The sequence below is a fragment of the Vibrio sp. H11 genome (assembly GCF_004804295.1).
In the GTDB taxonomy this organism is placed as follows: Bacteria; Pseudomonadota; Gammaproteobacteria; order Enterobacterales; family Vibrionaceae; genus Vibrio; species Vibrio ostreae.
Window position 1 is genome coordinate 265,849 of sequence record NZ_SSHN01000002.1, and the last position, 21,089, is coordinate 286,937.

Here is a 21,089-nt window from a genome sequence, read left to right on the forward strand (position 1 = left end):
GTTACAGATCAAACCGGGTGTCACGCACTTCCCCCAGATAAGGGTAACGCTGCTGAAACTGGTTGATTTGTGCTTGTAACCAGCGGTGAAAAGCCTGGATCTTCGGACGTTTAAAGTAACCATTGGGCGCGCACAGATAGAACTGGAATCTGGGTTTGAGCGCCACATTACCAATCTGTACCAGTTTGCCTTCTTCGATATAGCGACACACGGTCGCATGTTTGACCAGCGCCACACCCTGCACCGCTAACGCGCCTTCCAGCACAAACTGGGAACCGTTGTACTGCAGCGTCGGCTGGTTGCTTGGCAGACCGACATTTTTCAGCCACAGCCCCCAGTCCATATCTGGCCAGATGTCCTCGATCAAATCGGCGCGTACCAGATCTTCCAGTTGATAAATCTGATGTTGCTGCTGATAAATCGGGTGACAAACCGGGTACAGCACTTCATCCATCAACCACTCCGATCGCACGTTTTTATAGTCGCCGCTGCCGTAGCGGATACAGACATCGACACTGGAGTCCTGAAAATTGACCAGTTGGCTGGTGGGTTCTATCAGCAGCGAAATATCAGGGTTATGAGTACGAAAATCACCGATCCTCGGTACCAGCCAGTGCTGGGCGAAAGAAGGCAGAGTCGAAATAGATAACTGTTGAGGGGAGGGATCCTGATTGATAAGGCGAATGCCTTCCTGCAGATGGGCAAAGCCTTTTTGCGCCTGCTGATAGAGCACGTTGCCTTCGTGAGTGAGCTGAATTTTACGATGCTGGCGGATAAACAGTTCTGCACCGAGCCACTCTTCAAGCAGACGAATCTGCTGGCTGACTGCCGCGGGAGTGACAAACAGCTTCTCTGCCGCCAGTTTGAAACTGCCGCTTTCTGCCGCGGTATAAAAATAGAACAGCCCCTGTAATGGCGGTATACGTTCACTCACATTAGTTTTCCTTAACTGAATGGCAAAATCTATCGTTTGTGGAAATAGCGGTTAATGACGATTATTAGTCACAACCGAGCAGGGTTCAAGGAGGACTTATGAAGGCTGTGAATCTAGAAACCAGAGTGACAGAACAGAGTGAATTATCCGGTTGGCTTAACGCATTCTTAAGTCAGTTACGACGTTGGCATCGCAACTACCGCACTCGCCGCCATCTGGCAGAACTTCCGCCCCACCTGTGGAAAGATTTGGGGCTGGAGTATGAACAGGTGATGGCGGAAGTGAACAAGCCGTTCTGGCGTTAAGCCAATGATGTCTGAGCTAATTCCCGTCGTAGCCAGTCGCTGAATGCTTCAATTCGCGCTGCGCGGGAAGAGGAGGGATCGCTGATCAAGCTGTAACGCACGCCGGGAGTCAGGCCGATCTCGAACGGTTTAACCAGTACGCCACGTTGCACATAGTCAGCGGCCAGGTTATCGGTAGCCAGGCACGCACCGTGTCCGGCGATCACCGCATTAAGCGCCATATCAAAGGTACTGACTTCCATCCATTGCATGGTCTCTTTGCTGACCGTGACTCCGGCCGTTGCAAACCACTCGGACCAGGGAAAGCTTTGTGAATCGAAGTGGATCAGCCAGCATTGCAACAGTTGATCCGGATGGACCAGTTGCAGAGATTCTGCCAGCTGCATTGAACAGAACGGATAGACTGGCTCTTCATGGAGAAATTCCTGCTTCAAGCCGGACTCGGTGACATCTTCATTCCCCTGCCAGATAGCCACATCAATTGCGCTGTGGCGGATGTTCGGGCTGTCACAATCGGTGATAAGGCGAATCGGAATATAGGGATGTTCCATGGTAAAGCGCCACAAGCGTGGCATCAGCCAGCGTGAGGCGAAAGAGGGCGGGGTACGTACGCACAGTATGCCTTCCAGTGGTTCATTCTGAATCTGGTTCAGTCCGGTAATAATGCGTTCAAAGCCCTGACTGACTTGCAGATACAACTGCTGGCCTTTTTCGGTCAGCAACATTTCCCGCCCCTGGCGCATAAACAGCTTACAGCCCAGTTGCTGCTCTAACTGACGCAGTTTCTGACTGACGGCAGCCTGAGAGACAAACAGCTCTCGCGCAGCTTCACTGTAACTTTGGTGGCGGGCCGCCGCTTCAAAAAAGCGCAGCCCGGAAAGATGACGTAACCGGTTGTCCATAACTCCTGCTTATATGACGAGTGGTGAATGATCGTTCGTTTCCGGACGGGAATATTTCCATAATACGACTAACAAAGCAGTGGGTACAGGAAGTAAGCATGACAACCAGCACAAAAAACTTGCGGCAAACATTCAGCTTAAAGCGTGTAATTTCAGGATTATGGCGCAAGCTAAGCGGGGACAAGCAACAGCCGCAACAATCATTACCGTTAAATGAACACCTGCGTAAGGATATTGGCTGGCAGGAAAAGCCGCCTCACCGCCACGATTACAGAGACTATCTGTAATGCGGACTATAAAGCTGGCTTATTCAGATTGAAAAATAAGGGAGCTTTGATTGCTCCCTTTTGCTGTTGTGTCACAGGGCTAGTCTTCCCAAACGACAAGTTGCCCTTTTGGCCAGTTCTGGCCCACTTGGTGATACTTTTGCTCCAGCACGTGGCGCTTTATTTTCAGGGTTGGGGTGAGAATGCCGTTCTCAATGCTCCACGGCTCTTTAATCATCAGCACGCCCTTGATCTGTTCATGGGATTCGAGCTGTGCATTCATCTTGGCGATGACTTTCTCAGTGCTGCGCTCATAACGCTGGCGGTTAAAGTTCGGAAAGTCATGCGGCACGACGAGCAGGATCGGCGCCGGCAGTCCGAGTCCGATCAGGCACATCATTTCTACCCGACTATATTCAAACAGCTTCTTCTCGATCGGCACCGGTGAGACAAACTTACCTTTGGCGGTCTTGAAGGTATCTTTTTTACGTCCCTGAATCGAGAGAAAACCCTCACTGTCGAGTGTGCCGATATCTCCGGTATGCAGCCAGCCCTGATTGTTGAACGACTCTTTACTGGCAATGTCGTTCTTATAATAGCCGGCGAACAGCCCCTGGCTCTGCACCATGATTTCGCCGTCATCGGCAATTTTTATTTTTACCCCCGGCCCGGCGTTACCAACGGTACCGATTTTATCAGCCCGGAACGGATAGTTGAGTGTGCTGTAGGCAAAGGATTCCGTCATGCCCCAGGCTTCAGTAATGTTGAGACCCAACTGGTGATACCAGGCCAGTAACGCTGGCGACACCGGCGCAGAACCGCAGCCCAGCACGCGCGCCTGGTCTAAGCCCAGTCCTTTGGCTATCTTCTTCTTGATCAGCGAATTGACCAGCGGGATCTTAAGCAGCAGGTTTAATTTTGCCTGTGGCAGCTTGTCCTGAATCCGCTGCTGGAACAAGGTCCACAGACGCGGCACGGAGATAAACAGTGTCGGGCGCTGCATTTTGACATCATCAATGAAAGTATCGAGCGATTCCGGAAACGCCGTAGGTACGCCGCCCATCACGGAGGAACCAAAGATATAAACCCGTTCGGTAATATGAGCCAGCGGCAGATATGAGAACAGGCGGTCATTGGGTTCAATGCCGATATGGTTAATCAGTTGTTGTACCGACCAGCAGAACCCGCCGTAGGTCAGCATGGCGCCTTTGGGAACCCCGGATGTACCGGAGGTGTAAACCAGAGACATCAGTTTGTCCTCGCTGTGCTGAGGACGAAATTCACTGGGCGTATGCTCGGCAATCAGCTTGGTATAGCGATGCTGACATTTTGGCGCTGAGTCATAGGGCAGTGAAATGGTGATTAAGTCAGGCAGATGAGTCAGCACCTGTTCGGTTGCTTTGCCATCATCCAGTTTCCCGGCGATCAGAATCTTACTTTCACTGTGGGTGATGCAGTATTCGATCGTTTCGGCACCTGCGGTCGGGAAGATGGGGACACTGACAAAGTCACCCAGCATCATGGCCAGATCGCAGATAAACCACTCAGCACAGTTTTTCGAGACCAGGGCGATTTTATCGCCGGGCTCGGCACCGAGTGATTGTAAAGCCGAGACCAGTCTCAGCGCCTGATCGGCCACTTGCGCAAAAGTAAAGGTGACAAACTGACGGTTAATCATCTGTTTGAGATAGATTTCGTCCGGACGCTGTTGCGCCCATTTTAAAATCATCTCGTCGGGTGTGTGGAGAGCACAGTTTGATTTGCTCAATGTGTTAGGTTGGATCATTCTCTAACTCCTGGCTGCTCGCCTGTCCGCCTGTCTGCAGAGAGCTCAGATCGTCAGTAAAGTCAGCATTGGTTTGGCAAAACTTATACACCCTTCCTACTTGAAGCTACAGCGGTGTTGACTGCATTCGTTCACCCCAATCACATAGTGTTTCTATGCTCATGGGGATTCACTCATTTGCCGCCTACCTGCAACTCCAAGTAATTGGGTATGGTTATTGTTATGTTAAATTTTTGTTAACTGTAGCAGTAAGCACTGTGCAAATAAAGCCTTAATTACACGAACTTATACCCAAAGTGTTACCAGTGGTAAGTGCCTGACAGGGCGTTCAGCGCGAATGAAGCTGGCGAAAAGCGCCGGGGCTGATGCCGGTTTTCTTTTTAAAGATACGCGAGAAGTAAGACACATCCCGGTAGCCGCATTGATAAGCGATAAAAGCGATTTTGGCATTTTTCTCATCCACCAATAATCTCTTGGCCATGGCGATACGTTTATCGCAGATGTAGTCGCGAAAGCTGACGCCAATCACTTTGTGAAAGCGTTTTGAAAAGTACGAGATAGAATAGTGGCAGTATTCGGCAATATCTTCTTCACGGATTTCTTTAGTAATATTCAAATCAATATAACGCAGAATATCTAACATCTCTTTACTTAGACTATGTGGAGATATGGGTGAATGCAGAACTTGTTGCTCAATGGTCTGCTGGTCAACGTTATTGTTAAGCTTCTCGCAAATACCAGAGATAGCCATCGAGGGTTCATCCTCACTGATATCAAGCAGGGCCAGAACGGGTTCTTGGTGGCCGATACTGTTTTTGTATGAGCCATCGTGAATAATGATCAAGTACTTGTTTAAATTCATACAGATCTTGAGTGAAGTCAGCAGTAACCCCTGGCAGCGATCCTTCTGATAAAAAAACAGCGCATAGGAGACATCAGGTTCACTAAGGACCGAGACATCACTGCCGTGCTCAACCACATCGAAATAGTGCTTACACACGTCCTGAACACGCCGTGGGAGCGTCGTCAGCGGACTACCTAACCAGTGACCCTGATATTTTCCTGCCATACCGAATTCTCACACCACAGATTTTCACACTAAGGTTCTAAAGTCATAGCTTCTTCTAAAGTTATAGCTTCGAAAGCCACAGATTCTAAAACCACACTAGTTGCCACCCGAGAAAGCAAGAGGCTTAATTGTAAGCCTAGAATTAAGCCAAAAAAGTGCAAATAAACCTCCCAAGGTCTTAGGTCAAATAATTGGTTTAGCGCACATTTCCAAGTGATCAATGGTTGAATATGCACTGTAACTTTATTGTGTTTGTTTCACTAATGAGAATGTTGCTGGTGACTGTTTATGGCCTGTTTACCGAGTAATAAAGCGAAAAATATCAATATAACAGTGCGTCTTGTTACTACTAAAGGGTATTGAACGCTATTTGTGCCAAATATTTCGCATCTTTAAATGATTTTTAAATCAATAATTAGTGAGTATTTTGTTACTTAATGTTAAAGAAAGTACCAAACTCTGACCAAAAAGTCCTAACCGCTACTGATAGAACTATCTAAATTGAATATGAACATTCAATGTGTCAGGAAGGAGACCAAATCATGAATAAGTTCACTCAAGCGATTAAAAACTTTTGGCAAGATGAAGAAGGGTTGACCATTGTGGAGTATGCAGTGGCTGGTGCTTTGATTGCTGCTGCCTTGGTAGCTGCATTTCTTAATTTAGGAGATGCGGTTGAAAACGTGATCAATGGTTTGGCAACAACTATAAACAATGGTGGTTAAGCAAACTGAAGATATTAGCAACCTTTTTATCAAAAATAAGAGCATTAAAATATGGTTTTATCGATTGTTGGTTGGAGTCTTTTGATTGTTATTGGAGTTTCCGATGCTAAAGAGCATCGGATTCCCAATTCTCTAGTCGTTACTCTGCTACTGATTATATTACTCGAAACCTTTATTTTTCAATTTAATGATAACTGGACTGCAGTTTTTCTTGATAGTTTATTTGGATTTCTAATGTGCTTTGGGATTGGAGTTTTGATTTACGTTAGTAGGGTTATGGCTGCTGGAGACGTAAAACTGCTGGCTGCGATAGGCTTGAGTGTAGGGATGGGCTCCTTGGCCGAGTATGCTCAATTTGTAATATTGTCGTGTATTTTGGTTGGATTTATGTATTTAACTTTAAATAGGATTGACACGGTTTCCTTACACACTAAAAAACGAGAACAATATGGGCTAATTTCTGATAATAAAATTAGTTATATGCCTCTTGCACCTGTTTTTATTATTAGCCTAGCAATGTTTCAGTATTTTAGTTTGGCTTAATTTTACCCATGAAACAATTGATGACCTAAAGTCTAAATTAGGCTAAGGATTTTGGCATGAGCGTACCTTCTCCAACAACAAAGCATAGGATCGAGTTAACTCCTCAAGCATTGCCTCCCGCAGTTCCTACATCAGTCGATGAATTAAAAATCCCTTATGTGATTTTAGAAAATCTGATGCTTAAGCAGTTATCCGCCTACCCAAAATCAGATGTATTGCAACTGACCCAACTGATGGCGATCGGTAGTCATATGGTCGAGGACCTTCTGGCCGGACTGCGTAAAAAGTCTTTGGTCGAAGTATTCCAGGCCGAATCGTCCAATTATTACACTCAGCAGCAAAGCGGACACGTGAGATATGGTTTATCTGAAGCGGGGATGTACCAGGCCGATCTGGCATTTAAGAAAGATGCTTATCTTGGCCCGGCACCGGTCTCTCTCGATGACTATCAGGCCATGGTTGAAGCGCAGGATGTACGCGCTAACTACATCACTCGTGCTGATGTGACCTATGCCATGCGTGATGTTTATGGCGCTGAGCGGATGATCGCCACATTAGGCCCTGCGATCAATTCCGGACGCGCACTGCTACTGTACGGCGATGCGGGGACAGGTAAAACCTATGTTGCCACCCGCCTGCTCAATTCGCTTAATACCTCGGTTTATATTCCTTATGCGGTTTATGCGGCCGGCAACATCATTAAAGTCTTTTCCAAACAGCATCACAAAGCGGTCGCTCCACAAGGTCAGGAGCAAAGTTTGTCTTATAAAGCCCAGTATGACAGACGCTGGGTATTGTCTGAGCGGCCCAGTATTCAGGTCGGTGGTGAGCTGACTATGGATATGCTGGAGGTCAATCACTCTGAGCACAACCGGGTATGGATGGCACCGCTGCAGATGATGGCCAATAACGGCATTCTGGTGATTGATGACCTGGGGCGACAGCCTGTACCGGTCGATACGATATTGAACCGCTGGATTGTGCCGATGGAATACTTTTTTGATTACCTGGCCTTGCCGAATGGTCAGCAGATAACTATTCCTTTTATATTGACCTTAGCGTTTTCCACCAACCTGGATCCGGAAAAAATCAGCGACCCTGCTTTTTTGCGTCGTCTGGGTTACAAAATTGAGTTTCACCCACTGGAGCAGAACGAGTACCACGCATTGTGGGAAGAAATGGCTGCCAGTCGAGGGTTAACCATTCATCCTTCGTGTTATGACATGTTGTACCAGCTGCACGGGTTGCACAAAGTGGGTTTTTACCCCTGTTTGCCGAAAGATTTAACAGGAATCAGTCGAGATATCATCGTGTTTGAAGAAGCGGCCCAAATCATTACTCCGGAAATTCTGGAGCGAGCCTGGCAGCTCTACTTCACCGCCGATGGTAAAGGAGGAGGTGCACGATGAGTCGCGGTCAGATTATTTTGTTGATACTGCTCTCTGTTGTATTTGGGTTGGCAGCGGTGTTTTTTGCCAAGCAGTGGATGGATACGCAAACCAAACCGACCACCGAAGTTGAGGTGGTAGAGCGGCAACCAGTTGTCGTTGCCGCGATGCAGATACCATCCGGAACCATTATCGAAGAGCAACACTTAACGACCAAGTTACTGGAAAAATCCTGGACGGCAGAGAGTCAGTTTTCTAAGACCACGGATGTGCTGGGAAAAATTGCTTCGGTTGATCTTTTCCCTGATGAAATATTGGTGATGCAGCGACTGAGTATTCCCGGAGAGGGCGCGACTTTAGCTGCCCTGATTCCCGAAGACAAACGTGCTATCACCATTCGGGTCAACGATGTAATTGGCGTGGCGGGCTTTCTGTTACCTGGTAATAAAGTGGATGTGCTTAATACCGTGTCCTATGGAAAAAATTCCGCTAATACGACGACGGTACTCAAAGATATCAAGGTACTTGCTGTAGACCAGACGGCGCGTACCAACGACAACAAGCCGGTAATCGTACGAGCGGTCACCCTGGAAGTCGATCCCAGAGATGCTGAAAAACTCTTAAGTGCCAAAAGTAAAGGAGATATACAGCTTGCTCTGCGCAACCCGCATGCTGTCGAACCTAAAGTGGTCAAATACGTTCCGCCACCAAGCGTCACCATTATTAAAGGGACAGATACATCCAATGTGCGTGTAAGGAATTGAGGTGGGTTATGAAACAAATACTGGTAGTGCTGGCTGTATTCTTTACATGCAGTGCGTGGAGTGCGGCGACTCAAAGCGGCAAAGTGGTTACGGTACCACATCACAAATCGACCCAGGTTTTGCTGCAGGGTAACGCGAGCCGGGTATCTCTCGGCGATCCGGAAGTGCTGGATATAGTGATGCTCAAATCCAATGAGCTGTTTTTGATAGGTAAAAAACTGGGCGCAACTAACCTGATGGCCTGGGACCGAAGTGGACGCCTGATTGAGTCATTCAATATTGAAGTGACTCACGATGTGAATAGCCTCAAAGCAAAACTGTACCAGTTCCTGCCGGATGAAGATATCGCTGTGCACAGTTCGCAGAACCGTTTGATTATCAGTGGTCAGGTCAGCTCGCAGGATAAAATGAATGTGGCGTTACGTTTGGCAGAAACCTATGCCGCAGGCGAGTCAGCAGACAAAGAGACCGACTCGCGCAATAAAGAGGCGGAAAAAACCGGCGTCGTTAACCTGATGAGTATCGGTGGCGCACAACAGGTGATGCTGGAAGTCACTGTCGCTGAAGTGCAGCGCAGCCTGGTTCGTCGTTTTGATTCTAACTTCCACTTTTTTCAAAACAACGGCAAATTTTCCTGGGGCGGTACATCAGCCGGTGCCTACATTGATGATGTTGTTCCCGGTGTAATCAGTCCGGTGTTTAATTCCCCAACAATCGAAGGGACCGGATTATTGTCCACTTTTATTGATGGTGACACCTTGTTTACTTTAGCGCTGGATATCGCCAAGGAAAATGGTGTGGCCAAAGTGTTGGCCGAACCTAATCTAACCGCATTAAGCGGAACCAAGGCGGAGTTTTTAGCTGGTGGTGAGTTCCCGATTCCGGTCGCAGATGATGATGGCATTACTATTGACTACAAGCCGTTTGGTGTCGGACTGAAATTTATCCCCACTGTGCTGAGCGATAAAAAAATCAATCTCAACATGGCGATTGATGTGAGTGAAATTGCCAGCTCTTCCACTTTAACGATTTCACCCAGCGGAACCAATGCGGCGTACTTTATACCGCCTATTACCCGGCGTAGTGCTTCTTCAACTCTGGAACTCGCTGATGGTCAGACGATTGGGATTGCCGGGCTGTTGAGTGAAAACGTGCGTGATTCGATCTCGAAAATGCCAGGGCTGGGGGATATTCCTCTGCTGGGACAGATCTTTAACAGCCAGGAATATATTTCCGGTGAAACCGAGCTGGTCATTCTGGTCACTCCAAGGCTGGCTAAACCGATTGACCGATCCAAGGTGACCTTGCCAACCGACGCGTTTGTTGAGCCAAACGACCTCAACTACTACCTGCTTGGTCAAGGGGCTTATCTGGCCAGTCCGACTGGAGTGAAACCAATGCGTGTCTCTGGCAATGATGCTGCCGTCAATTCAGGCCGCGGTGGTTCGGAAGGCTCATTTGGTCACGGGTTATAGGAGATAGGATGATGAAAGCATTTATGTTAGTCAGCATTGTCGCGATGCTGGGTTTGACTGGCTGCGCCAACCAAAATCATGCTGGTGTACATCGACTGGGCAGCCACGTTGCTCAGATTCGTAGTGAGCAAACCTTTAATCCTAACGCCACCCAGGAAAATCTTGGCGTTGTGCCCGATGGCAATGGTGAGCGTATGGAGGATGTGTACAGTATTTACACAGGTAAAAAAGTGGAAGTGTTACAGGGCTCTAACAGCCAGGTAATTAAAGGCTTCCAATAGGCCGAGGTGATTATGAAAATCTCACACTCTCGTTATCGTATCCACTCGCGTTATGGCATGAAAAAGCAGCAGGGTATTGTGATCGTCATTGTAACCATTGCCATGATAACCATGCTGGGCGTTGCTGCGCTGGCGATTGATATCAATCACGCTTATATGAACCGGACTAAACTGCAAAACGGGGTTGATGCGGCGGCCCTCTCTGCTGCTTTCAGCATGGACGAATACAAAGGGACTTCAATTGAAGAGGCGAAAGCCAATGCAACGACGGTGGCCAATGAGACCCTGGTCAGACTGACTTCCTCAGCCGGTAATGCGGAGGTGGATTCGATAGGCGCTGATATTGCTGTGACCTTTAACAGCAGCTCTGACTTTACCGGTGCTGACTGCGTTGTTGATGGCGACTGTTACGTTCGCGTAGCGGTGAGTAACTTGGCGCTGGAAAGCTATTTTATGCGCCTGTTTACTGATGTCAAAGCGGTTGCAGCCAGTGCGGTATCCGGTCCCAGTGCCGGTGGTGGATCATGTAATGTGGTGCCGATGGCGATGTGCGCGCCAGACCCTTTGAGTGAAACCGGTGGTTACAATGACAATAATGTCTATCAGCTTAAACTGTATTCGAACACGTCAGAAATGGGGCCGGGGAACTTTCAGCTCCTGAATCTGGATGAAGGTACGCTGCGCGAGCAGATGGCCGGGTCGTACGAAGGGTGTGCATTTCCTGGTGAGGATGTGACATCAAAACCGGGTAATACCGTCGGCCCGGTTTGGCAGGGGCTCGATACGCGCTTTTTGACCGAAGATGATATTGCAAATGGCTCCGGCAGTAATTCCGTGCGCGGTAGTTATGGTCCTGAGACGGACACAACGGAGACCCCTGCTGATGAATTGGCGGACAACCTGGATGCAATCAAAGAAGGCACCTTTAATGCCGGAGATGCTGACAGTCTGGATGGTGAAGGGTTGAGTTATAACTACGCCGATTATACCGGTACCGGCAGACGTGTGTTAGAAGTGCCGATCATAGAGTGTACAGGTGGGGAAACCGGCGCCAGTGACTACCGGGTAGTGACGATTGGTTGTTATTTCTTACTGCGCAAGCCACCCAGAAATAGCGGCCAGGGACAAGGTGCATTAGAAAACGCGGTATATGCAGAATATATGCGTGACTGCAAAGTGCAGAACAGCCGCAATAACGGTGAAAATTCTACTATCGGTACTTACCGTATTGTGTTGTATGACGATCCATTTAATGAGGATTCGTAATCATGGCTATGGCGAGAAAAAATTTATCTGGTGTAGCATCGGTCGAATTTGTGATTGTGTTACCGCTACTGCTGTTATTTCTCGCGGCAGTTGGCGAATTTGGTAACGCTTTTATTCGCTATAATACGCTCAGTAAAGCGGTGCAAAATGGTGCGCGATTCGCCGTCACTGAAGTCTATGGCACGGCAAATTCGTATCAAATTGCCGATCCTCAACAAATTCGTAATGTGGTTATCTACGGCAATAATCTCGGGGTTGGCGACCCACTATTCGAAGATATGACCGTTGACGTCACTTATAACCCGGACGATGACACAGATAAGTACGTTGTTGTTACGGCAAATTATCCTTATACACCTTTGCTCGATGCTTTGTTGGGTAATGTGATGTCAGATGTGACTCTAAGGTCATCGTCATTGATGAGGGTTAGACCATGAAACTTTGTTCGAGGCAGCACACGATACGGCGTAATTTTACTGGCCGCAGCAGGCAACAGGGTATCACTCTGGTTGAGTTCTCTATTCTGGCCTCGGTATTTTTGTTGATTATGTTTGCGGTGATTGAAATCGGTATTTTTGCCTTTCAGTTACAGGCGATGAATGATATCAGCCGCAGAACCGCCAGAATAGCTGTTGTTTGTCCGGTCGGAACCGACGTGAATATAAAATCGTTAGCTTTTACCGAGCAGATTCCGACAGGTATGTTTGCGACCGATCAGTTTGATGACGATAATATTGAAATCGACTATTTGGATAATTCAGGAATTAAAGTGGAAACTCCGTTTGATAATCAAAGAGATATTCACTTTGTCCGGGTTAGGATTGTTGATTTTAATTATGGCTTCTCAGGGTTACTCAATTTTCTGGGCGATAACGGAACTTTGTCGGTACCAGAATTTGAGACCATATTACCGGCCGAGTCATTAGGTAATGTAAGAGTTGATGGCTCTAATGAGAAGACAACCTGTATATAGGGGATATTAAGATGGGTGAAACAGTGAAGTTATCTAGAAGTGACAATCTTAATATTCGATTGAAAACCAATCTTTCCATCTGGATTCTTTATTCGAGTGACAGATTTAAGCTTCATATGCAGCAAGAGTTGTCGCTCTGTAATAACGTGAGTTTTGAGACATTCTCTCTGCATGGTGTTATTTCGGACAGCTTCAAAAATTTCTCGGCACCGGACCTGATTTTTGTTGAAACCGGGCCTAATTGGGCGCAGAAAATTGTTGAACTCCAGGGTTATGAAAATCCCAGCTCGGATGACGTACACACGTCGTTAGTGGTGTTTGGTGATGAGAACGATAATGGCGCCCTGAAAATCGCACTCCGGATTGGTGCCGCGGATTTTATCTCAGACCAGGCCGGATTAGCCGATTTGATGCCTTTGCTGAAAAACAGCGCGGAGGAAAAAATCGCCGCCCGGAAAAGCGGGCAGTTGTTTGCTTTCGTGAATACGAAAGGTGGCTCCGGTGCAACCACTTTAGCGCTCAATACGGCGGTGGAAACGGCGGTGCAATGTAAAGATAAAGTGTTATTACTTGATTTGGATATCCATTTTGGGGTGGTGGCTGATTATCTCAATGTTAATCCGGTGTACAGCATCAATGATGCGATTGCAAATGTCAGCGACCTGGATGAGATGTCACTGTTTGGTCTGGTGACCAAGCACTCTTCCGGCCTGCATGTACTGACGTTCAAGCAGGAAAACTATAGCGAAAATTTTGATAAGGCGATGCAGTTAGGCAAGTTACTGCCGACCCTGCTTGATTATTATGCTTATGTTTTCGTGGATATGTCCACCGGTGTCAACCGGATGTTTGCACCGGTCTTATCTCAGGCAAGCAAAGTATTTTTAATTACCCAACAGAACCTGGTCGGGATAAAAAATACCGCACGCATATATAAGGCGTTAACCATTGAATATGGCGTGGCACGCGATCAGGTTGAACTGATCGTGAATCGCTTTGAAAAACGTCAGCAAATAAAACTAAAAGATATTGAAAAAACCGTTTCTGGCATGACTGTGCATGTTGTCCCGAACGATTTTAAGGTGGCGATAGAGAGTGCCAATTTGGGTAAGCCTTTTGTTGAATCAAAAAAAAGCAGCTCGATCACCAAATCGATCAGTGAATTATCCCACGAGCTTGCTCCGCCGGATAAGCAGAAAAAAGGCTGGCTTAAACGTCTATTTTCCTAGGGATTAGGAGGAATTATGTTCTTCAAACGGAAAAATATTAATTCAGAGTATCAGGACAAGGTCCTTAGCTCTGAAAGCATAGTTCAGGTTGAAAGTGATACTCAGAAAACGGCCAATAGCAGTGAATCCGTGCAAGGTTTGAATCCGATTGAAAGAAAACTGCGCGAAGCCGAAGCTAAAAACCGGGAAATAGACGAAGCGCGCCGCCAGCTTGAGCAGGAGTTGGCGACCAAGCACTATTACCATCAGCGTTTGCTGGAAACCATGGATTTGGCATTGTTGTCCAGCCTTGAAAAAGGCCGGGCGAAGAAAGACCTGCATGACGCAGTAGTCCAGTTAATGTCGGAAGATCAGACCCATGCGCTGAGCGCAGAGGGCCGCAAACGGATAATCAAACAGATTGAAGATGAAGTGTTTGGCTTAGGGCCACTGGAGCCTTTACTGTGTGATACCAGCGTGTCGGATATTCTGGTCAATGGCCCTAAAAGTGTTTACGTGGAACGGCGCGGTAAACTGGAGCGGACGCCATACACTTTTTTAGATGATCGTCATCTGCGTAATATTATTGATCGCATCGTGAGTCGTGTCGGGCGACGCATTGATGAATCATCCCCTATGGTGGATGCCCGTCTTGAAGATGGCTCACGGGTTAACGCCATTATTCCTCCGCTGGCATTAGATGGCCCTTCGCTCTCCATCCGTCGTTTTGCGGTTGATAAACTGACCATGGACAATTTGCTTAACTTCAATTCAATTTCAGAACCCATGGCCCGCTTTGTTGAAGCGGCAGTGCAAGGGGAACTGAATATTCTGATCTCAGGTGGTACCGGCTCAGGTAAAACCACCACACTGAATATTTTCTCTGGTTTTATCCCCAAAGAAGATCGCATTGTCACTATCGAAGACTCAGCAGAATTGCAATTGCAACAACCTCATGTGGTGCGTCTGGAAACCCGACCTGCAAACCTGGAAGGTAAAGGCGAAATTACCCAGCGCGATTTAGTCAAAAACTCTTTGCGGATGCGGCCGGACCGCATCGTACTTGGTGAGGTGCGTGGCAGTGAAGCGGTCGATATGCTGGCGGCGATGAATACTGGCCACGATGGCTCTCTGGCCACGATTCACGCTAATACTCCGCGCGATGCCCTGAGTCGGGTAGAAAACATGTTTTCTATGGCGGGCTGGAATATTCCGACCAAAAACTTACGAGCCCAGATCGCTTCTGCGATTCATCTGGTGGTACAGATGGAGCGTCAGGAAGATGGTAAACGCCGTATGGTAAGCGTGACTGAAATTAACGGCATGGAAGGTGACGTGATTACGATGTCGGAAATCTTTAAGTTTCAGCGTCAGGGCATTGATGAAGATGGCAACGTGGTCGGCTTTTATACCGCCACCGGGGTCATCCCGCAATGTTACGACGCATTGAGCAAACGAGGTTTGACGCTTCCGCACGAAATATTTAATGAGACGCACCATTAGGAGGTCTCTATGCAAGAGCAATATCTTTATTTCCTCGGCTTTTTATTTATCGCGGTCGTGTTTATTTCTCAGGCTTTTTTGCTGCCTACTGCCGGTAAAAAAGCCAAACACAGTGTGATATCCAAACGCCTCAAGGAGAGTCAGGATAGCCTGGATCCACAAAACCGCTCACTGCTCAACGAACAGTATCTGAAAAGCTTATCTCCGCTGGACAGAAAGTTGGTCAGTATTTCGTCCTTCTCGGTGATGAAAAAAAACCTTGAATTGGCGGGGTTAAACTGGTCGCTAAGTCAGACGGTCATGACCACATTGTTAGTTGAGGTCTGTGTTCTGTTGTTACTGATGTTCTTTGGCGTCAGCTTTGTTATTGCTTTTGCTGTCAGTTTATTAGTCTGGCTGTTTTTATATGTGTTTATCCAGAAAAAGATTGCTGCGCGCCTGGCTAAATTCGAGGAGCAGTTTCCTGAAGCGCTGGACATCATGAAACGAATGTTATTGGCAGGTAACCCAATTACTCAGGCGTTTAATGAAGTCGGTAATGAGTTGGAAGCCCCAATTGGCAGTGAATTTAAAAACACCTTTAACCTGTTGAATTATGGCTATGATATTCGGTTAGCGATCATGCAAATGGTAGAGCGTAATCCGACGGTATCCATGTTTGCTTTTTCCAGCGCAGTTCTGCTCCAGAAAGAGACAGGTGGTAACCTTACTGAGAACCTGGATAAAGTGTCGCAGGTTTTACGTGCTAGATTTAAATTATCAAGGAAAATCAAGACATTATCAGCAGAGAGTAAAATGTCGGCTTGGATTTTGATGCTGGTTCCCTTTGTGATGTTTGGGGTTCTAAGTTTAATTAGTCCTGATTTTGTTGAGCCATTGTTTAATGATCCGCGAGGTATAAAGATGGCTCTACTGGGACTAGTAGGGATGATTCTGGGCGCTCTGTGGATAAAAAAAATCATTAACTTCGAGGTGTAGTCTAATGAATAGTATGGTTGCTTTTATTCAAGAGTTCAGTTTTAGCCGTGAGAACGTCATTCTGTTGATGATCTTATTATCGACTGTTTTTGTTGTCAGTGCAGCGTTTTTTGTCGCGGTTGGCGGTCGGACGCCGATGAAAAAAAGGCTGGATTCGATCGCGATTCCTAGTGAAGGGGAAGAGAAAAAGTCTAAACTAAAAAATAAACTTGACTCTCTCTCTCCGATTTTAACTCCGCAAAGCTCCAAAGAGCGCGATGATATCCGCAGTAAATTGATTCGGGCTGGGTTTCATGATGAAAGTGCGATTTCTTATTTTTATGTGATTAAAATTGTTTCCACCTTCATAGGACTGACATTAGCCGGTTTCTATTATCTATTTTCCGGGACTGACGCCGGGTTGATTGTCTTTGTTGCTTTTGGTGCCGGGATCGGGATGTTTATCCCCAATATGGTGTTAAATCACCTGATGAAAAAGCGCCAAACGCGAATTAAGCGTGGTGTTCCTGATGCATTGGATTTACTCGTGGTATGTACCGAATCCGGGCTGGGTCTTAACATGGCTCTGGTTAGGATAGCTCGCGAGTTGGCTTTGTCACATCCCGATTTAGCAGAAGAATTGGATACGGTATGTCTGAAAATTAAAGCAGGCTATGAAATGCCGCATGCGTTTCGCGACATGGTGGAACGCACCGGTGTAACTGAGCTCAGTGGATTGGTTGGCATGCTGTCCCATGCATCGCGGATTGGTGGCAGCCTGGCGCAGACGCTGCGTGATTATACGGAAGATTATCGCGACAAGCGTAATCAGGAAGTGGAAGAGATCGCCGCCAAGATACCGACTAAAATGGTGTTTCCTATGATTCTGTGTATTTGGCCTGCATTTTTTATTGTGGTGCTAGGTCCAGCAGTACTTGCTGCAATTGATGGATTTAGTCAGATTAATGGTCGGTGAGGAAATATGAATAAACTAGTATTAACTGCCTTAAGCGTGGCTCTTTTGAGTGGATGTGCGAGTAATAACAACACTCCCAAGCCTTTCGAGAACGCTCTTTATGATGGTCGTCCGGTAGAAACGTTAAGCTCTGACGCGGCGCCGATGACTGAAACTGAAGCGATCAAACGTGGCGATTATGCGCTGAAAAACAACAATACCGATTTGGCCTTGTATGAGTACCTGCGTTCGCTGGATTTCCCTGATACGCAATACCGCGACAAAACACTCTACACGGTGGGGCGCATACACCAATCGCGTGGTAATCTGGATTTGGCCGAGCAAGCTTACTTGTTAGCTCTGGAAGCCAACCCAAACAACATTCAGGTACTGGAACAGTTGGGATCCAATTACACCAAACAAGGCGATACCAAGCAGGGTGAAAGCTATTTTTTACGTGCCATCAATGCTGACCAGCTACGTTTGGCAAGTCGCAATAAACTGGATACTTCCAACGTTTCCGTGGAACAGCTTGATAAGCTGAGCAGCGATGATCAATCACCGGCGTTGGCCTATATGGGATTGGGCATTTTATATGATGTTAAAGCCAATCATGATGTGGCGAAAGGCTTCTATCGTCACGCGCTACAAATCGAGCCTAAATCGAGTAAGGCGCTGATGAACATGGGCTACTCCTATTACATGAGCGGAGAGTATGCTCCGGCTAAACGTTATACCCAGGCTGCACTTGAACAGGACAGCAATAACCAAAGAGCGCAGAACAATCTGGCGCTGATTTATCTGGCGGAAGGGGATGCCCAACGGGCGCTGAATGTCTTTATGCGTTTTATGGATGCGCCGGAAGCGCTTAACAACGTGGGTTATTTCCTGATGTTGCAGGGCAAGCCGGAAGATGCGATTCCGTTCCTGCAACAGGCGATTGATAAAAAGCCGTCCTACTACAAGGTGGCGAATGAAAATCTGGAGCGTGCGTTACTTGAGGTGCGGGCGAACTCGAGCGACAGCACACGAGTCAAGGTACAGTAACTTAACCGATTTTTACCTATCAACAGCATTTTTACCTATAAACAATAAGCGCAACCTTGGGATTGCGCTTATTGTTTATAGCCGTTGCTAAAGCTTATCGATTGGATCAGGTTCCGGATAGGCTTCGATCACCTTTTTCAGGTAGTCCTGATGGCTGCGGAGTGCATTCACACAATGCTTGTCCAGCTTGCCAACCACCACCATTTTTTCCAGCTCCAGCAAGGCAAAAGGAACGGACCAGGCCTGTTTATAGGGGTGGTGACTGGTCAGCGCATCGAAAATATTGGCCACTGAAATAATGCGAGCCGATATCGGGATGTCATCCTGGGTCAGCCCGTAGGGATAGCCACTGCCATCTAAAAATTCGTGATGATAGGCCACAATCTCTTTTAATACTGATACACAAGGATGGTTGGGCGCTCCCATATCCTCAATGATATGGTTGATGATCTCGACTCCTTTTTCGACATGATCGTTGAGCTGTTCACGCTCTTCATCCACCAGTGAGTTGGATTTATTCAATACGCTGGCCGGAACCGATAATTTGCCGATATCGTGGCATTTAGAGAACTGGCTGATGGTTTCGATCATCTCGTCATCGAGGTCATAAATAGGGGCGACCTCCAGGGCAATCACTTTCGCAAAGCGGCTGATGCGTTCTTTGTGTTCGTGCGATTCCTGAAAGTGTTCCGGTGAACTGGCGTTCATATCGTTTGCTGATTGCAGCAGTGCGTGGACTAAATCGTATTCGGACGAAACAATAAAGCGAATAATCTCGATATAGGGTTTGAGCGAGGCTTTACGTACTTCATTAAAATAGTCTTTCTGGCAAGAGTTAAGAAAGATAAAACCGATGAAATGTTCGCCGTGATAAGCGGGAACCGCCATTGAAGACTGGAAGCCCTGTTCAATCAGCCATTTCGTGTGTGGATAACGAGGTGTGAGCGTTTGTGGAATGTCGTTGATGTAGCGGCTTTCACCGGACAGCGAACACTGTTTAAGTGAGGGCAGTGCATCCAGCGGAAACTCATAGTGCATCAGCTCGAAGCCGTGAAAAGTACTGTCAGCATACGTTTTTAAATGATCGCTATCGGCGTCATACAGCGCAAACGAAATCCGGTCGATTTCCGGCTCAGCCACCCGTAACCTTTGGTGGATATCGGCCAACTGATTATTCAAAGTACCAGCAGTCGGAAAGTAACTGTGTTCGCTGGTTTTGCTGTGTGTTTCCATCGGTACGCCTCCTCATAGATCCCCTTTCTCCTAACAGTTAAGTTTAGGTGATCGAGTAAGGAAACGACCAATAGTGCGCCGATATTTTGCACTCATTATTGACCGATACCCAAACAACTTAGAGTTGAGCCAACACCGCTGCAGCTTCAAGTAGGAAGGGGATAAATGAATCCCAGCAGAATGCCTGCAACGGCAAAGTACAGCACGAGTACCAGGATAGGGGCGCGAGCGACTTTTAACAGGATAAAACCGAACAGCAGAAAGGCAAGATCATAAGCATCTGCGACAGCGCTGGTAAATACCGGCTGATAAAGCGCCGCCAGCAGCAGACCCACCACACAGGCATTAACCCCTTGCAACGCCCCGGCGATGGCAGGAACGTTCGACAATGCTTGCCAGTTCTTAATCACTGCCAACAGCAGCAGGAAACCCGGCAGGAAAATCGCCACAGTGGCCAGCAGAGCACCGACCACAGGGGTTTCAGGATGGAGAACAAAACCCAGGAAGGTTGCTAAGGTAAACATGGGGCCCGGAACGGCCTGCGCGGCAGCGTAGCCGGTCAGAAAGGTGTCGGTAGAGAGGTTATCTGCCAGAGCGTTTTGCAGCAGAGGCAGCACGACATGGCCGCCGCCAAACACCAGACTGCCGGCCTGATAAAACTGATCCATTGTTTGCCAATAGGATGATAGTGGCGCGAGCAGAGGTAAAGCAAAAAACAGAGCAAGAAAAGCGACTAAAGGCGGCCACGAAAGCGAGAATCTGCTGGTTTTACCTGGGCTTGTCGGATGTTTCAGATAAAAGGCCCCAATTAAGGCACCGATGATCAGCACCAACATTTGGCTGCTCAATGAGGGGATGAGGAGCAGAACAATCGCGGTGAGTAAGCAGAGGGACAAGGTGAGCTTCTGCTGGCAAAAATTTTTGAACATGCCCCAGGTCGCATCTGCTACCACCATGACCGCCAGCAGTTTCAATCCATGCACGACATGCTGAAATAGTGGCTGCTGAAGAAACTGGCTGCTCAGCAGGGCAACGGCCAGCATCAAAAGCACGGAAGGCAGAGTAAAGCCGATAAACGCAGCACATGCGCCGCCCAAGCCACCACGCTGGTAACCGAGCGCGAAACCCACCTGGCTGGACCCCGGGCCTGGTAAAAACTGACTGAGCGCAACCAACTGAGCGTATTCTTCATCACTCAGCCATGCGCGTTGTTCGACAAAGGTGTGACGAAAGTAGCCGATATGTGCTGCCGGGCCACCGAAACTCACCCATCCTAAGGCAAAGAAAATTTTAAAAATTTCTAACATGGCTGATTTTATAACTAAAGTTAAAGTGGGAATATTTAATAAATATATTTTTAAAATCTACCCTATTCAATAGATAAATTGTAAATAAATATAGAAGTTAAATTAAAAATAAATTGTTTCAGTGTAATTTTTATGTAATAAAAATATGTTTCTGTCATCGAATGATAATAAAGAGGGGTAATATTATTTGGTTAATTATATT

General features: G+C 47.2%; 22 protein-coding genes. 16 read left to right on the forward strand and 6 right to left on the reverse strand.

The window, feature by feature from the left end; all coding sequences use genetic code 11:
* Position 1: 1 nt before the first annotated feature.
* Positions 2 to 934, reverse strand: coding sequence for a LysR substrate-binding domain-containing protein (locus E6C74_RS03970; RefSeq protein ID WP_136483400.1), 933 nt, complete (start codon positions 932 to 934; stop codon positions 2 to 4).
* A 98-nt stretch (positions 935 to 1,032) separates the two neighbouring features.
* On the opposite strand from E6C74_RS03970, the gene E6C74_RS03975 reads away from it, so the two are divergent.
* Entirely contained in the window at positions 1,033 to 1,239 is a 207-nt protein-coding gene (locus tag E6C74_RS03975) for a DUF1127 domain-containing protein (RefSeq protein ID WP_136483401.1), read from the forward strand.
* Here the strand turns inward: E6C74_RS03975 and E6C74_RS03980 are convergent.
* Positions 1,236 to 2,141: a LysR substrate-binding domain-containing protein gene (locus tag E6C74_RS03980; RefSeq protein ID WP_136483402.1), complete on the reverse strand. Its 906-nt coding sequence runs from the start codon at positions 2,139 to 2,141 to the stop codon at positions 1,236 to 1,238. The genes E6C74_RS03975 and E6C74_RS03980 overlap by 4 nt on opposite strands.
* Before the next feature lie 98 nt (positions 2,142 to 2,239).
* On the opposite strand from E6C74_RS03980, the gene E6C74_RS03985 reads away from it, so the two are divergent.
* Positions 2,240 to 2,428: a hypothetical protein gene (locus E6C74_RS03985; RefSeq protein WP_136483403.1), complete on the forward strand. Its 189-nt coding sequence runs from the start codon at positions 2,240 to 2,242 to the stop codon at positions 2,426 to 2,428.
* A 79-nt stretch (positions 2,429 to 2,507) separates the two neighbouring features.
* Here the strand turns inward: E6C74_RS03985 and E6C74_RS03990 are convergent, their stop codons facing one another.
* A complete protein-coding gene (locus E6C74_RS03990; protein ID WP_136483404.1) occupies positions 2,508 to 4,193 on the reverse strand; it encodes an AMP-binding protein in 1,686 nt (561 codons plus the stop codon).
* A gap of 328 nt (positions 4,194 to 4,521) precedes the next feature.
* Entirely contained in the window at positions 4,522 to 5,262 is a 741-nt protein-coding gene (locus E6C74_RS03995) for an AraC family transcriptional regulator (RefSeq protein ID WP_136483405.1), read from the reverse strand.
* 542 nt (positions 5,263 to 5,804) lie between these two features.
* Between E6C74_RS03995 and E6C74_RS04000 the strand changes: the two genes are divergently transcribed.
* From E6C74_RS04000 to E6C74_RS04065, 14 genes are read left to right on the forward strand one after another with little or no spacing between them, the layout of a single operon-like run.
* Positions 5,805 to 5,987, forward strand: a complete 183-nt coding sequence (locus E6C74_RS04000) for a Flp family type IVb pilin (protein WP_136483406.1) — start codon at positions 5,805 to 5,807, stop codon at positions 5,985 to 5,987.
* 51 nt (positions 5,988 to 6,038) lie between these two features.
* Positions 6,039 to 6,530 carry an A24 family peptidase gene (locus E6C74_RS04005; RefSeq protein ID WP_136483407.1) on the forward strand — a complete coding sequence of 164 codons (492 nt, stop codon included), beginning with the start codon at positions 6,039 to 6,041 and terminating at the stop codon, positions 6,528 to 6,530.
* Positions 6,531 to 6,586: 56 nt separating this feature from the next.
* Complete coding sequence (locus tag E6C74_RS04010) at positions 6,587 to 7,939, forward strand: AAA family ATPase (RefSeq protein ID WP_136483408.1); 1,353 nt, start codon at positions 6,587 to 6,589, stop codon at positions 7,937 to 7,939.
* Positions 7,936 to 8,682, forward strand: a complete 747-nt coding sequence (gene cpaB, locus E6C74_RS04015) for a Flp pilus assembly protein CpaB (RefSeq protein ID WP_136483409.1) — start codon at positions 7,936 to 7,938, stop codon at positions 8,680 to 8,682. The genes E6C74_RS04010 and cpaB overlap by 4 nt, the downstream gene beginning before the upstream one ends.
* 8 nt (positions 8,683 to 8,690) lie before the next feature.
* Positions 8,691 to 10,157, forward strand: a complete 1,467-nt coding sequence (locus tag E6C74_RS04020; RefSeq protein WP_136483410.1) for a type II and III secretion system protein family protein — start codon at positions 8,691 to 8,693, stop codon at positions 10,155 to 10,157.
* Positions 10,158 to 10,165: 8 nt separating this feature from the next.
* Positions 10,166 to 10,438, forward strand: a complete 273-nt coding sequence (locus tag E6C74_RS04025) for a hypothetical protein (protein ID WP_322972682.1) — start codon at positions 10,166 to 10,168, stop codon at positions 10,436 to 10,438.
* A gap of 12 nt (positions 10,439 to 10,450) precedes the next feature.
* Positions 10,451 to 11,704 (forward strand): TadE/TadG family type IV pilus assembly protein, encoded by a 1,254-nt coding sequence (locus E6C74_RS04030; protein WP_136483411.1) that lies wholly within the window; start codon positions 10,451 to 10,453, stop codon positions 11,702 to 11,704.
* A gap of 2 nt (positions 11,705 to 11,706) precedes the next feature.
* The gene (locus E6C74_RS04035) at positions 11,707 to 12,141 is read left to right on the forward strand and encodes a TadE/TadG family type IV pilus assembly protein (RefSeq protein ID WP_136483412.1); all 435 of its coding nucleotides are present in this window, start codon (positions 11,707 to 11,709) and stop codon (positions 12,139 to 12,141) included.
* Positions 12,138 to 12,677 (forward strand): TadE family protein, encoded by a 540-nt coding sequence (locus E6C74_RS04040; protein WP_136483413.1) that lies wholly within the window; start codon positions 12,138 to 12,140, stop codon positions 12,675 to 12,677. Before E6C74_RS04035 ends, E6C74_RS04040 begins: the two co-directional genes overlap by 4 nt.
* Positions 12,678 to 12,688: 11 nt before the next feature.
* Positions 12,689 to 13,906 carry an AAA family ATPase gene (locus E6C74_RS04045; protein ID WP_168796951.1) on the forward strand — a complete coding sequence of 406 codons (1,218 nt, stop codon included), beginning with the start codon at positions 12,689 to 12,691 and terminating at the stop codon, positions 13,904 to 13,906.
* A gap of 15 nt (positions 13,907 to 13,921) precedes the next feature.
* A complete protein-coding gene (locus E6C74_RS04050; protein ID WP_136483415.1) occupies positions 13,922 to 15,388 on the forward strand; it encodes a CpaF family protein in 1,467 nt (488 codons plus the stop codon).
* A 9-nt stretch (positions 15,389 to 15,397) separates the two neighbouring features.
* Positions 15,398 to 16,366, forward strand: coding sequence for a type II secretion system F family protein (locus E6C74_RS04055; protein ID WP_136483416.1), 969 nt, complete (start codon positions 15,398 to 15,400; stop codon positions 16,364 to 16,366).
* Between the two features lie 4 nt (positions 16,367 to 16,370).
* Positions 16,371 to 17,321 carry a type II secretion system F family protein gene (locus E6C74_RS04060; protein ID WP_136483417.1) on the forward strand — a complete coding sequence of 317 codons (951 nt, stop codon included), beginning with the start codon at positions 16,371 to 16,373 and terminating at the stop codon, positions 17,319 to 17,321.
* Between the two features lie 6 nt (positions 17,322 to 17,327).
* Positions 17,328 to 18,347, forward strand: coding sequence for a tetratricopeptide repeat protein (locus tag E6C74_RS04065; protein WP_136483418.1), 1,020 nt, complete (start codon positions 17,328 to 17,330; stop codon positions 18,345 to 18,347).
* Positions 18,348 to 18,434: 87 nt separating this feature from the next.
* Here the strand turns inward: E6C74_RS04065 and E6C74_RS04070 are convergent, their stop codons facing one another.
* Complete coding sequence (locus tag E6C74_RS04070; RefSeq protein WP_136483419.1) at positions 18,435 to 19,580, reverse strand: HD domain-containing phosphohydrolase; 1,146 nt, start codon at positions 19,578 to 19,580, stop codon at positions 18,435 to 18,437.
* Between the two features lie 146 nt (positions 19,581 to 19,726).
* Positions 19,727 to 20,887 (reverse strand): chromate efflux transporter, encoded by a 1,161-nt coding sequence (gene chrA, locus E6C74_RS04075; RefSeq protein WP_136483420.1) that lies wholly within the window; start codon positions 20,885 to 20,887, stop codon positions 19,727 to 19,729.
* Positions 20,888 to 21,089 lie beyond the last annotated feature (202 nt).